Source organism: Vibrio sp. JPW-9-11-11 (assembly GCF_013369335.1).
Taxonomy (GTDB): domain Bacteria; phylum Pseudomonadota; class Gammaproteobacteria; order Enterobacterales; family Vibrionaceae; genus Vibrio.
On the sequence record NZ_SZQJ01000001.1, the window covers coordinates 124,805 to 137,619 of the forward strand.

A 12,815-nucleotide genomic window follows, 5' to 3' on the forward strand; every position below is an offset into this window, starting at 1 on the left:
AAAAGGCGCTCACTGAGCGCCTTTTTGCTTACCTAGCCAATGCGACGTTGTTATTAGCTGTTTTGTTCGCGCTCAATCGCACGGTAGCCGATGTCGTTGCGGTGGAACATACCATTCCAGCTCACTTGCTTAGCCAGTGCGTAAGCGCGTTGTTGAGCTTCTGAGACGCTATTTCCTAGTGCGGTGGCACACAATACGCGACCGCCATTTGTCACAACCTCACCAGCAGCGTTATTAGCCGTGCCAGCGTGGAAGATTTTTTCGCCGTCCAGTTCGCTTTCTGGGAGAGAAATAACGTCACCTTTAGCGTAATCAGCCGGGTAGCCGCCAGCTGCTAGCACGACGCCGATAGACGCACGCGGATCCCACTTAGACTCTGCTTCATCGAGTTTCTCATCGATAGCCATCAAACATAGCTCAACAAGGTCCGACTCCATACGCATCATGATAGGTTGCGTTTCTGGATCGCCGAAGCGGCAGTTATATTCGATAACTTTCGGCGTGCCATCTTTATCGATCATTAGACCTGCGTAGAGGAAGCCTGTGTATGGTGCGCCTTCAGCGTCCATGCCACGTACCGTTGGGTAGATCACTTCTTCTAGGATGCGTTCGTGGATTTCTGGAGTCACTACAGGGGCAGGAGAGTATGCACCCATGCCGCCAGTATTAGGGCCAGTATCTTTATCGCCTACACGCTTGTGATCTTGGCTGGTGGCCATTGGTAGCACGCTTTTACCATCTACCATTACGATAAAACTGGCTTCTTCACCATCTAGGAACTCTTCAATTACCACTCGGCTGCCTGCTTCACCAAAAGCGTTGCCAGCGAGCATGTCTTTAATGGCATCTTCTGCTTCTTGTAGCGTCATCGCCACGATAACGCCCTTACCAGCGGCAAGACCGTCAGCTTTAACTACGATAGGGGCACCTTGCTCACGTACGTAAGCTAGAGCTGGCTCGATTTCGGTAAAGTTTGCGTAAGCCGCGGTAGGGATGTTGTGGCGCGCTAGGAAATCTTTAGTGAAGGCCTTAGAGCCCTCTAGCTGTGCAGCTGCTTGAGTTGGACCAAAAATTGGCAGGCCTGCTTCGCGAAATGCATCCACCACACCGATGACCAGCGGCGCTTCAGGGCCAACAATTGTCAGTTCGATTTGCTTCTCTTTAGCGAAAGCAACCAGTTCAGAGATGCTCTCTACACCAATGTTTACGTTCTCAAGCTTTGGCTCAAGCGCAGTACCAGCATTACCTGGTGCAACAAAGACTGTCTCAACGTTTGGGTTTTGCGCCGCTTTCCAGCCTAATGCATGTTCACGACCGCCAGCACCAATAATTAAAACTCGCATATTAAAAATCCTTAAACAAAATTAGTTAGCTTCGAGTCGAGAGTAGCGAGTCGTTCTATTTTACAATACTCGCTATTCTCCACTTGCGCGAAGCGCTCTCGTATCTTTCTAGTGACGGAAGTGACGCATACCCGTAAAGATCATTGCCATGTCGTGTTCGTCAGCCGCTGCGATCACTTCGTCATCACGCATAGACCCACCCGGTTGAATCACACACTTGATGCCTGCTTCTGCTGCCGCGTCGATACCGTCACGGAATGGGAAGAACGCATCTGAAGCCATTACACAGCCCTCAACTTGTAGACCTTCGTCCGCGGCTTTAATGCCAGCGATCTTCGCAGAGTATACGCGGCTCATTTGGCCTGCGCCGACACCGATTGTCATGTCACCTTTAGAGTAAACAATCGCGTTCGATTTCACGTACTTCGCGACTTTCCAGCAGAATAGCGCATCTTTAAGTTCTTCTTCGGTTGGCTGACGCTTAGAAACCACTTTAAGGTCATCTAGGCTTACCATGCCTTGGTCACGGTCTTGAACCAGTAGGCCGCCGTTAACGCGCTTCACATCAAAACCGGTCGTCTTGGTTGTCCACTCGCCACACTCTAGTAGGCGAACGTTCTTCTTCGCGGCAACCACTTCAATCGCTTCAGCTGATACAGAAGGGGCGATGATTACTTCCACAAACTGACGCTCGACGATAGCCGTCGCTGTTTCGGCGTCTAGCTCTTGGTTGAAGGCGATGATGCCGCCAAATGCGGATGTTGGATCGGTTTTGTAGGCGCGATCGTACGCTTCAAGAATGTTGCTACCTAATGCCACGCCACATGGATTGGCGTGCTTGACGATGACACAGGCAGGTTGGTCGAACTCTTTGACACATTCAAGCGCTGCGTCAGTGTCAGCGATGTTGTTGTAAGAAAGGGCTTTGCCTTGGATTTGGCGAGCCGTTGAAACGGACGCTTCTTCAGGGTTTGCTTCAACGTAGAAAGCGGCTGCTTGGTGGCTGTTCTCACCGTAGCGCATGTCTTGCTTCTTCTCGAACTGCTGGTTGAAAGTGCGAGGGAATTTAGACTCTTCGTCACCTTCTTTGTTCTCGCCGTAGCTAGGAACCATAGTGCCGAAGTAGTTAGCGATCATGCCGTCGTATGCCGCAGTGTGCTCAAATGCTGCGATAGCAAGGTCGAAACGAGTGTCTAGAGTAAGAGACTTGTCGTTAGCGTCCATCTCAGCGATAACGCGGTCGTAGTCGTGAGCATTAACAACAATCGTCACGTCTTTGTGGTTTTTCGCTGCAGAGCGAACCATAGTCGGACCACCGATGTCGATGTTCTCAACCGCATCGGCGAGAGTGCAACCCGCTTTGGCGACGGTTTCTGCGAATGGGTAAAGGTTAACCACTACCATATCGATAGGATTGATGCCGTGTTTTTCCATCACGTCATCGTCTTGACCACGACGGCCCAGTACACCACCATGAACTTTTGGGTGCAGGGTCTTAACACGACCGTCCATCATTTCTGGGAAACCTGTGTAGTCGGACACTTCCGTTACCGAGATACCTTGTTCTGCCAGTAGGCGTGCCGTGCCGCCAGTCGATAAGATATCCACGCCACGCTCAGAAAGAGCCTGAGCAAATTCTACGATACCAGTCTTGTCTGATACGCTAATTAAAGCGCGGCGAATAGGACGAGCGTTAGTCATGCTTCCATTTCCTCAAAGTCACAGAGTTAATATAAAGATATTTGCCAAAAATGAACTTGTTCTTACGCTCTGTTATATTGCTAACGGGTAAGAGATTGGCCAGTTTTGGTAAAGACCTTTGTCATCATCGAATGATACAAAATGAGTCTCTGAGATTGGTGGCGCACATTCTAACTAATTTATTACAAAAAAGCTCGCGCAATCGTTTGGCATCGCAAAAATAATTGCAAAAATAGCCATTCTTTATGATAAACGTAATGAAAGGGTTAAATAGGAAGTCTTATGTTTCAGATCGGCGAGTTGGCAAAACGCTGCCAAGTCACGGCGGATACGTTGCGTTTTTACGAGAAAAACCAGCTAATTAAACCCGCGGGACGCAGTGACTCTGGCTATCGTTTATATAATGACGCCAATCAGCAGCAAGTGAATTTTATTATCCGCGCTAAAGACCTAGGCTTGAGTTTGGAAGAAATTCGCGAGTTACTAGAGATTCGTTTAGAAGCGACGGAGCACAGCTGCGCGGAAGTGAAGGCGATCACATCGGCTAAACTCCGTCTTATCGATGAAAAGATCGCTGAGTTGACCCGAATTCGTAGTGCTTTGAAAAAAATTAATGATGCTTGCTGTGGACACGTCGATGATGATGCTAGCCACTGTTCTATTTTAACCGCATTGGCGAGTGAAGAGCCGACGGAAAAACAAGACGGTTAAGAGGCGCGGCGAATATTCACGTTCAGATTTGTGTTGGTTTTGATTTGCGGTAGGTTGTCATAATAGAGGGTCACTTGATCACGCCCGGTCTGCTTTGAGTAGTACATGGCTTTGTCTGCTTGTACCATTAATTCGCGCACTGACGCGACCTGAGTGTTGAGCTCAGCGATACCAATACTGACGGTCGGAACAATAACATGACCATCGACATGGCAAGGTGTTGAAGCCACACTTTGGCGAATGCGCTCGGCGATGTCATAGGCTTGAATGGCGTTGGTGTCGGTTAAGAGAACACCAAATTCTTCTCCCCCTAGACGACCAATATGATCATGACTACGGACCATGGTTTTGCAAATCTGTGCCACTTGCGTAATGACCTCGTCGCCAGAAAGGTGCCCGACTTGATCGTTGATCTCTTTAAAATGGTCAATATCGATCATCAAGCAACTGAAGTGGCGCTGATGAGGGCGGTCAAATTCTCGCTCTAAGTGCGCCATAAACGCGCGTCGGTTAAGTATGCCGGTTAACTCATCGGTTTCTGCCAACTTTTTGAGCTCGGTGTGTTGTAAGTAACTCTGAGTCACCTCCCGCTCTTGCCACAGAACGTACTGAAGCCCGTTGCTCAAGGTTATCGGTTTTAAGTTGGCTTCAAACCACCGCTGTTCATGCTCTTGCCACTCATCCAGCGCCTCAATAGACATTTGCAACTGCTCACTAACACGCAGCGAGTAGTGAAGTTGGTTGCGAGTATTTGAGCTAAGTGCTTGGGAGAAGTGGTGAGTGAAGCGCTCGATGATTTGATCAGGCAGTAGTTGACGGAAATGTTGACCGATTAGGTGACGAGAAGCGGATGGATAAGAGGCAGAAGGCTCACCGAAGGCCTCCATGACGATACCTTCAGCGGACATGATCAATAGACGATCAGGCAGTTCTCTAAGCATCAAGCTTAGCCATTCTTCCTTTTGCATATCAATCATGTAGAGCGCTCAAAAAAAGTCTTAATTTTTCATTATATCGGTCACTTTTTCATAAGCAATCGCAATTGATCACAGATTGATGAATCTTTGCGCGATTATTAATCTGGTTGATATAAAAAAGCCGGGCTCATAGAGTGAGCCCGGCTTCAATCGATAAATGCACGAATGAACGATTAGTTCATGCCGTATTTCTTAAGTTTCTTGCGAAGAGTACCGCGGTTGATACCCATCATAGTGGCTGCGCGAGTTTGGTTGCCGCGAGTGTACTGCATGATGGTATCTAGTAGTGGCTGTTCTACTTCAGCTAGAACTAATTCGTATAGTTCAGTGACTTCTTGGCCGTTTAGTTGGGCCAAGTAGTTTTTAAGAGATGCTTTAACAGAGTCACGTAAAGGCTTCTGCGTAATCTGGTCTTGTGACGTTACTGTAGTTACTGTTAATGCTTCTGAAGTCAGATTTTGTTCGAACATATTCGGTCTAGCTCTTCTCTTAATTATGATGCAACGTTAAGCCGTGGTCGTTGAGGCAATAGCTTCAATGACTCAGGCTAAATCAAAATACTCTTCGAGCGCCTCTAGTTGCAGCGGGGCTGCATCCAGTGCGTTGAAGGTACGGCGAAACTCACTCGCTTGTTCATGTTCCTTTAGGTACCAACCTACGTGCTTACGCGCGATTCTTGGGCCTAAATACTCACCATAGAAAGTATGGAGAGCACGAACATGACCGAGCAGAATGTCTTTGACTTCCGCAAGCGGAAGCGCAGGCATTGTGGTGCCGTTTTCCAAAAAGTGTTGGATTTCCTGAAAAATCCACGGACGTCCTTGGGCAGGGCGTCCAATCATTAAAGCGTCGGCGCCGGTGTACTCCAGAACCTGCTTGGCTTTCTCTGGGCTATCGATATCACCATTAGCGATAACCGGTATTGAGACGGCTTGCTTAACCGCTTTAATGCTGTCGTATTCCGCCTCGCCTTTGTACATACACGCCTTGGTGCGCCCATGTAGCGCTAAAGCTTGTATGCCGCAGTCTTCGGCTAATTTCGCAATTTGAACACAGTTTTTGTTTTCTGTGTCCCAGCCCGTACGAGTTTTCAATGTCACAGGGACATCCACTGCATCGACTACTGATTTTAGAATATCTTCAATGATATTCGGGTACTGTAGCAACGCAGAGCCCGCGAGCTTTTTATTTACTTTCTTTGCTGGGCAGCCCATGTTGATATCGATGATTTGCGCACCGTTTTCAACATTGAACTGAGCAGCATCGGCCATCAGTTGTGGATCAGCACCGGCAATTTGTACAGAGCGAATGCCCGATTCGCCTTCATGTACCATGCGTTGCTTTGACTTAGACGTTTCCCACAGTTTGGGATTGGATGACATCATTTCACTGACTGCCATTCCCGCGCCATAGCGGAGACACAACTCTCTAAATGGTCTATCGGTTACCCCAGCCATAGGAGCAACGATAAGATTATTCTTGAGTTGGTAATTTCCAATTTTCAAAACGTCTTCACAGCTTAGAACCAGTAAGGGCGCGCATTTTACGCATTTTTTAGCGCTGTGAAAAGACTAATATTTGAGCATTTACAAATTGTTTCTTCAAAATGCCTAAAAATCAGTCAATTAGCTCGCAAAGTCTTGCCTAGCCTTGCTTGCGCCCAGAGATGCGGCACCATTCGCTCTGTTCTTTGATTGGATCAATGTGAAGTTCGTCACGGTAATAGTTTGCAACATCTTCGGCTTGCGTATCGAGTACACCAGACATGGCAAGCTCACCGTTTGGCTTGACTAATGACTTAATAATTGGTGATAGCTCACGCAGTGGACCAGCTAGAATATTGGCTACCACGACATCTGCGATAAGACCTTGTGGTTGCTCTTGAGGTAGGAAGACTTCAAGCTTGTCAGCAACGCCGTTGCGTTCAGCGTTGTCTTTAGACGCGAGCAGAGCTTGAGGATCGATATCGATCCCGATAACTTTTTCTGCTCCAAGCTTGATCGCGGCGATCGCAAGGATGCCTGAACCACAACCAAAGTCGATCACCGTTTTTCCAGATAGGTCGAGCTGTTCAAGCCACTCTAGACAGAGGGCTGTGGTTGGGTGGGTGCCTGTGCCAAACGCTAGGCCTGGGTCGAGCATTACGTTGACCGCGTCAGGCTCTGGGATGTCACGCCAGCTTGGGCAGATCCAGAGCCGCTCGCCGAACTTCATTGGGTGGAAGTTATCCATCCACTCGCGTTCCCAATCTTTATCTTCAAGCTGTTCGATCTTGTAAGCAAAGCCTTCCGCTAATAGCCCGCTTAGTTTGGTCTGCTCGATAATAAAATCTGTGTCCGCTTCAGCGTCATACAGCGCAAGGATGTCGGTATCGCCCCAAAGGCGTGTTTCACCTGGCAACGGTTCAAACACTGGCGTGTCGTGAGCATCTAGGAAGGTGACGGACAAGGCGCCGGTCTCTTCCATCAGCATATCACCGATTTGCTCAGCACTTTCGTTGGTGGCATTGAGTTTGATTTGAATCCAAGGCATGGCTATCTGCTCTCAAAAATAAAATTTGCGCAGAGTTTAGCAGATCTCTGCTGAGATTATAGGCGTAAACAAAAAATGCTCACCGAAGTGAGCATTTAGGAAAAGAGTTTTCGCACCTAGTCTCTTATTGAAGGCCTAGCTTTTTCTCTAGGTAATGAATGTTGGCACCACCGTGCTGGAAGTTCTCATCATTCATAATGCTTTCTTGTAGAGGCACATTGGTTTTGATGCCTTCTACGATCATCTCACCCAGTGCGTTCTTCATGCGAGCAATCGCTACATCGCGGTTTTCACCGAATGTGATCAGTTTACCGATCATCGAATCGTAGTGAGGTGGCACAGTATAGCCGGTGTAGATGTGCGATTCCCAACGCACGCCCATACCGCCTGGAGAATGGAAACGCTCGATTTTACCTGGTGATGGTAGGAAGCGCTCTGGGTCTTCAGCGTTAATACGACACTCAATCGCATGGCCGCGAATCTTGATGTCATCTTGAGTAAATGACAGAGGCTGGCCAGCCGCAACACGAAGCTGCTCCTTGATGAGGTCTACGCCGGTGACCATTTCAGTCACAGGGTGCTCTACCTGAATACGGGTGTTCATCTCGATGAAGTAGAATTCGCCGTTTTCGTATAGGAACTCAAACGTACCTGCGCCGCGGTACCCGATCTCTAGACAAGCTCGGGTACAACGTTCACCGATGTATTTACGCATCTCTTCAGTGATGCCTGGTGCTGGCGCTTCCTCAACCACCTTTTGGTGGCGACGCTGCATTGAACAGTCACGCTCACCAAGATGGATCGCTCCGCCTTGACCGTCAGCAATCACTTGGACTTCAACGTGACGAGGGTTTTCTAGGAATTTCTCCATGTAAACCATATCGTTGTTGAATGCTGCTTTGGCTTCTGCGCGAGTCATGGCAATCGCTTCAACCAGTTCGCCTTCAGATCGAACGACACGCATACCACGACCGCCGCCGCCGCCAGAGGCTTTGATAATCACTGGGTAGCCAATACGTTTGGCGTGCGCTTTGTTCTTCGCATCATCATTATCGAGCGGACCATCTGAGCCAGGTACACAAGGGACGCCCGCTTTTTTCATCGCGGTGATCGCTGATACTTTGTCACCCATCATGCGGATAGTATCGGCTTTCGGGCCAACGAAGATGAAACCGCTGCGCTCTACTTGTTCTGCGAAGTCTGCGTTTTCTGATAGGAAACCGTAGCCAGGGTGAATCGCCACTGCGCCAGTTACTTCTGCAGCAGAGATGATGCGCGGAATGTTTAGGTAGCTATCGATACCGCGAGCAGGACCGATACAGATGGCTTCGTCTGCCAGTAGTACGTGCTTAAGGTCGCGATCGGCAGTAGAGTGAACCGCGACCGTTTTAATACCGAGTTCTTTACATGCGCGAAGAATTCGAAGCGCAATTTCGCCTCGGTTCGCGATGACTAATTTATCTAGCATAAGAGAGAGCCTCTATTATTCGATAACAACAAGTGGTTGGTCGAATTCAACTGGTTGGCCGTCTTCAACTAGGATAGCAGTGACAACGCCAGACTTATCTGCTTCGATTTGGTTCATCATCTTCATTGCTTCAACGATGCATAGAGTATCGCCAGCGCTCACAGATTGACCCACTTCAACAAACGCTTTCGAATCTGGGCTTGGAGAACGGTAGAAAGTACCGACCATTGGAGAAAGAACTTGATGACCCGCAGGTGCTGCTGGTGCCGCTGCTGCTTCAGAAGCAGGTGCTGCTGGTGCCGCGGCTGGCGCTGGAGCTGCAACTGGTGCAGGCGCTGCTGCGTAATGAACTGGCGCAGGTGCTGCTGTACCGTTACGGCTGATGCGTACCGACTCTTCACCTTCAGAGATTTCTAGCTCGGCAATGCCAGACTCTTCTACTAACTCGATAAGCTTCTTGATTTTACGGATATCCATTTTTTCTTTCTCTTTTATCTTGTGAATAAGACAGCTCAAATTGAGCTGCAGAGTGTTGAGTTACTCAGCCTGTAGCGATTTGATCGCGGCAGACAAAGCGAATTCGTAACCTTGTGCACCGAGACCGCAGATCACCCCTTGCGCCTTATCGGACAGGTAAGAGTGGTGACGAAACGGCTCTCGCGCATGCACATTGGATAAATGTACTTCGATAAATGGGATGGCAACACCAAGCAGAGCATCTCTGAGCGCGACACTGGTGTGAGTGAACGCGGCAGGATTGATGATGATAAAATCCGCTTGGTTGTAAGCGGCATGAATCGCTTCGATCAACTCATACTCACGGTTAGATTGGAGGTGGTCGAGTTCGACTCCTGCGGCGTGAGCTTGCTTGGTTAAAGTGGCGATAATCTGTGGTAGGGTTGAAGAACCGTAATGAGCGGGTTCACGTAGACCTAACAGGTTTAGATTTGGACCATTTAAGACAAGAATGCGTGATTTTGCTGTCATTATGCTGCCATCTTCCTACTTCATGATATGAACTAGAATATTCCCATATAATCTCGGATTCAGCATGCTAATTTTTAAGAAATAGCAGCGGATCTTTGAAATAGACCAAGATTATAGCTAATTCAGCGCAAATCGCAGCAATTTACTGGTCTAATCTCCCTGTTTGAAACGGTAAATTTGTAATCAAGGTAACATTTCTGTGCCACTCCAGTGGCTGGTCTGTGGTTCATGGGGCTCAAAAACAGCAAACCGCCACAGAGTGACGGTTTGAAAAATCTCAGACGATTAAAGAGGATTAAGCGAGTTCGGCTTTCTCGGCAATCAACTTATCCACCACGCTTGGATCCGCCAGCGTTGAGGTATCGCCTAAGTTGCTCGTATCGCCAGTGGCAATTTTACGTAGGATACGACGCATGATCTTACCTGAACGTGTCTTAGGTAGTGAGTCTGTCCAGTGCAACACATCGGGCGTGGCGATAGGACCAATCTCTTTTCGTACCCAATTTTTGACTTCTTTGTGCAGTTCTGCGCTTGGGAACTCGCCATCGTTGAGTGTGATGTAAGCGTAAATGGCTTGGCCTTTGATATCGTGCGGAATGCCGACAATTGCTGCCTCGGCAATTTTGTCGTGAGCGACCAGAGCAGATTCAATTTCTGCGGTACCCATACGGTGACCGGAAACGTTGAGTACGTCATCGACACGACCGGTGATCCAGTAGTAGCCGTCTTCGTCGCGGCGAGCTCCGTCACTAGTAAAGTACATGCCTTTAAAGGTTGAGAAGTAGGTTTGCTCAAAGCGGTCATGGTCGCCGTAAACGGTGCGCATCTGACCCGGCCATGAATCGAGAATCACTAGGTTTCCGTCCGTTGCCCCTTCAATGATATTACCCATGTTATCCACTAGCGCAGGCTGAACACCGAAGAATGGACGCGTTGCCGAACCCGGTTTGAGATCGGTTGCCCCAGGCAGTGGTGCGATAAGTATGCCGCCAGTTTCGGTTTGCCACCAAGTATCGACGATTGGTGAGTTTTCGTTACCGATGGTTTTGTAGTACCACTCCCACGCCTCTGGGTTAATCGGTTCACCAACGGAGCCCATGATGCGCAAGCTGCTACGTGAGGTACCTTCAACCGCTTCATTGCCTTTCGCCATCAGAGCGCGAATCGCTGTTGGCGCGGTGTAGAGGATATTCACTTGATGCTTATCGACCACTTGGCTCATGCGGTTGGTGCTTGGGTAGTTTGGTACACCTTCGAATAGAATCGTTTTCGCGCCATTGGCAAGTGGACCATAGATTAAGTAAGTGTGACCCGTGATCCAACCCACATCGGCGGTACACCAAAAGGTTTCACCGGGTTGGTAATCGAACACGTATTTGAACGTCATTGCCGCGTAGACGAGGTAGCCGCCAGTAGTATGTAGAACGCCTTTTGGCTTACCGGTTGAGCCCGATGTATAAAGAATGAATAGCGGATCTTCCGCTTTCATCTCTTCTGGCGGGCAGTCAGACGACACATTGGCAGTTGCCTCGTGCCACCAAACATCACGATGGTCGTGCCATTCAATGTCACCACCAGTACGTTTCATCACAATTACTTTTTCGATGGTTTTCACTTCTGGGTTAGTCAGTGCTTCATCGACGTTTTTCTTCAATGGGACTGCGCGACCGCCGCGTACGCCTTCGTCAGCGGTAATCACCACTTTGGCATCCGAGTCAATGATGCGCCCTGATAGGGCCTCTGGAGAGAAACCACCAAATACGACAGTGTGTACCGCACCAATACGCGTACAGGCAAGCATTGCCACCGCTGCTTCGGTCACCATTGGCATATATAAGCAGACCACGTCGCCTTTGCGTACGCCTTGCTCTTTTAGTGCGTTAGAGAACTCACACACTTCTTTGTGCAGCTCTTTGAAGGTCAGTGTGTTGTCGTCGTTAGGGTCGTCACCTTCCCAGATAATGGCGACGTCATCACCACGTTCAGCAAGGTGACGGTCAATACAGTTGGCAGAAACATTGAGTGTGCCGTCTTCGAACCAGCGAATATCGACGTGACCAGTATCAAACGAAGTATTTTTGACTTTGGTGAATGGTTTAATCCAATCAACAATTTTGCCGTGCTCGCTCCAGAATCCAACCGGATCGGTCACAGACTGTTGATACATGGCTTGGTAAGTATCGTTATCCGCGTGTGTGGTTTTTTTGATGTTCTCTTTTACCGGATAGATATGGGCTTCACTCATTGCTTATCTCCTTGTGCTTAATTCTGATTGAATTGAGCAAGTGTCCGTTTAAAACGATCTGACCGCTTGGTCATAACGTCGCAAAATCCTGATACCTATAACTTTCCAGTACAGGCGTGAATTCGACAATTAGACTTTAGGATGAGAGCGAATAATCTGCTTAATAATTAATGATCTATGTTTGAAATTGAGAGTTATGTCTAAGGAATGTTCAGCGCGTGTAGGGCAGATTGAGACTAGGGAGATCACCTTTTGTAAGGCGAACAAAGACTAATGCTGCAGCGATTGCGTCTTGCAATGCGTCATGTTTGTCTTGCAGGGGTAGGTCAAGGTGGCGACAAATCGCATCCAGACTGAGGTCGAAATAGGCGTTTGGCAGATGTTGTTCTAGTTTGTCATGATAGATTTGGCTGACCTCAATAAGAGGGTTAGGGAGCGGGAAGCCTAGTTGTTTGCGGCAGGCAAGATCGAGGATCTTTTTGTCATAACGGATATGGTAACCAACCAGCGGGCGGTTACCGATAAACTCAAGCAGTTGAATCAGGGCTTGCTTTTCATCGATGCCGTCGGCCAAGTCTTGATGGCGTATTTTGTGGATTTTTATTGAGCCAGAGTCAAGTGATTGTGGCGCACGCAGGCGCACTTCAAACGGGGTGCTGGTCAAGATGCGATTGTCGATGATCTTGGTCGCTGCGATGGTGACTAATTCTGCACGGTTTGGATCTAAGCTGGTGGTTTCACAGTCGAGCGACACGTATTCGCCCTTTGTTACTGAAGCGAATAGCGGCTGATAAGGCGACCCTTTTAGTTTGTAAAACCAATATCGGCGTGAAATCCAGTTCATCACACGT

The 12,815-nt window shown here is 48.6% G+C and carries 12 protein-coding genes; 1 reads left to right on the forward strand and 11 read right to left on the reverse strand.

What is annotated here, in order from left to right; genetic code table 11:
- Positions 1-53: 53 nt before the first annotated feature.
- Positions 54-1,343, reverse strand: a complete 1,290-nt coding sequence (purD, locus tag FCU94_RS00615; protein WP_176286649.1) for a phosphoribosylamine--glycine ligase — start codon at positions 1,341-1,343, stop codon at positions 54-56.
- Positions 1,344-1,451: 108 nt separating this feature from the next.
- Positions 1,452-3,044, reverse strand: a complete 1,593-nt coding sequence (gene purH, locus FCU94_RS00620) for a bifunctional phosphoribosylaminoimidazolecarboxamide formyltransferase/IMP cyclohydrolase (RefSeq protein WP_176286650.1) — start codon at positions 3,042-3,044, stop codon at positions 1,452-1,454.
- Between the two features lie 282 nt (positions 3,045-3,326).
- Between purH and zntR the strand changes: the two genes are divergently transcribed.
- Positions 3,327-3,755, forward strand: coding sequence for a Zn(2+)-responsive transcriptional regulator (gene zntR, locus FCU94_RS00625; protein WP_176286651.1), 429 nt, complete (start codon positions 3,327-3,329; stop codon positions 3,753-3,755).
- Here zntR and FCU94_RS00630 read toward each other — a convergent pair.
- From FCU94_RS00630 to FCU94_RS00670, 9 genes are all read right to left on the reverse strand, one after another.
- On the reverse strand, positions 3,752-4,732 hold the full coding sequence (locus FCU94_RS00630; RefSeq protein ID WP_176286652.1) for a GGDEF domain-containing protein: 981 nt from the start codon (positions 4,730-4,732) through the stop codon (positions 3,752-3,754). The genes zntR and FCU94_RS00630 overlap by 4 nt on opposite strands.
- A gap of 173 nt (positions 4,733-4,905) precedes the next feature.
- Positions 4,906-5,202, reverse strand: coding sequence for a DNA-binding transcriptional regulator Fis (fis, locus tag FCU94_RS00635; protein ID WP_000462885.1), 297 nt, complete (start codon positions 5,200-5,202; stop codon positions 4,906-4,908).
- 72 nt (positions 5,203-5,274) lie between these two features.
- Positions 5,275-6,237, reverse strand: coding sequence for a tRNA dihydrouridine synthase DusB (gene dusB, locus FCU94_RS00640; RefSeq protein ID WP_176286653.1), 963 nt, complete (start codon positions 6,235-6,237; stop codon positions 5,275-5,277).
- Between the two features lie 139 nt (positions 6,238-6,376).
- Positions 6,377-7,264, reverse strand: a complete 888-nt coding sequence (prmA, locus tag FCU94_RS00645; protein WP_176286654.1) for a 50S ribosomal protein L11 methyltransferase — start codon at positions 7,262-7,264, stop codon at positions 6,377-6,379.
- 124 nt (positions 7,265-7,388) lie between these two features.
- Positions 7,389-8,732, reverse strand: coding sequence for an acetyl-CoA carboxylase biotin carboxylase subunit (gene accC, locus FCU94_RS00650; protein ID WP_176286655.1), 1,344 nt, complete (start codon positions 8,730-8,732; stop codon positions 7,389-7,391).
- Between the two features lie 15 nt (positions 8,733-8,747).
- Positions 8,748-9,209 carry an acetyl-CoA carboxylase biotin carboxyl carrier protein gene (gene accB, locus FCU94_RS00655; RefSeq protein WP_176286656.1) on the reverse strand — a complete coding sequence of 154 codons (462 nt, stop codon included), beginning with the start codon at positions 9,207-9,209 and terminating at the stop codon, positions 8,748-8,750.
- 60 nt (positions 9,210-9,269) lie between these two features.
- Positions 9,270-9,719, reverse strand: a complete 450-nt coding sequence (gene aroQ, locus FCU94_RS00660) for a type II 3-dehydroquinate dehydratase (RefSeq protein WP_176286657.1) — start codon at positions 9,717-9,719, stop codon at positions 9,270-9,272.
- Between the two features lie 295 nt (positions 9,720-10,014).
- Complete coding sequence (gene acs / locus FCU94_RS00665; RefSeq protein WP_176286658.1) at positions 10,015-11,964, reverse strand: acetate--CoA ligase; 1,950 nt, start codon at positions 11,962-11,964, stop codon at positions 10,015-10,017.
- 211 nt (positions 11,965-12,175) lie between these two features.
- Positions 12,176-12,808, reverse strand: a complete 633-nt coding sequence (locus FCU94_RS00670) for a 3'-5' exonuclease (protein ID WP_176286659.1) — start codon at positions 12,806-12,808, stop codon at positions 12,176-12,178.
- Between the last annotated feature and the right edge of the window lie 7 nt (positions 12,809-12,815).

Bases quoted from the DNA above. Each gene is read 5' to 3' on its own strand.
- purD (WP_176286649.1), bottom strand. From the start codon at position 1,343: ATGCGAGTTTTAATTATTGGTGCTGGCGGTCGTGAACATGCATTAGGC.
- purH (WP_176286650.1), bottom strand. From the start codon at position 3,044: ATGACTAACGCTCGTCCTATTCGCCGCGCTTTAATTAGCGTATCAGAC.
- zntR (WP_176286651.1), top strand. From the start codon at position 3,327: ATGTTTCAGATCGGCGAGTTGGCAAAACGCTGCCAAGTCACGGCGGAT.
- FCU94_RS00630 (WP_176286652.1), bottom strand. From the start codon at position 4,732: ATGATTGATATGCAAAAGGAAGAATGGCTAAGCTTGATGCTTAGAGAA.
- fis (WP_000462885.1), bottom strand. From the start codon at position 5,202: ATGTTCGAACAAAATCTGACTTCAGAAGCATTAACAGTAACTACAGTA.
- prmA (WP_176286654.1), bottom strand. From the start codon at position 7,264: ATGCCTTGGATTCAAATCAAACTCAATGCCACCAACGAAAGTGCTGAG.
- accC (WP_176286655.1), bottom strand. From the start codon at position 8,732: ATGCTAGATAAATTAGTCATCGCGAACCGAGGCGAAATTGCGCTTCGA.
- accB (WP_176286656.1), bottom strand. From the start codon at position 9,209: ATGGATATCCGTAAAATCAAGAAGCTTATCGAGTTAGTAGAAGAGTCT.
- aroQ (WP_176286657.1), bottom strand. From the start codon at position 9,719: ATGACAGCAAAATCACGCATTCTTGTCTTAAATGGTCCAAATCTAAAC.
- acs (WP_176286658.1), bottom strand. From the start codon at position 11,964: ATGAGTGAAGCCCATATCTATCCGGTAAAAGAGAACATCAAAAAAACC.
- FCU94_RS00670 (WP_176286659.1), bottom strand. From the start codon at position 12,808: ATGAACTGGATTTCACGCCGATATTGGTTTTACAAACTAAAAGGGTCG.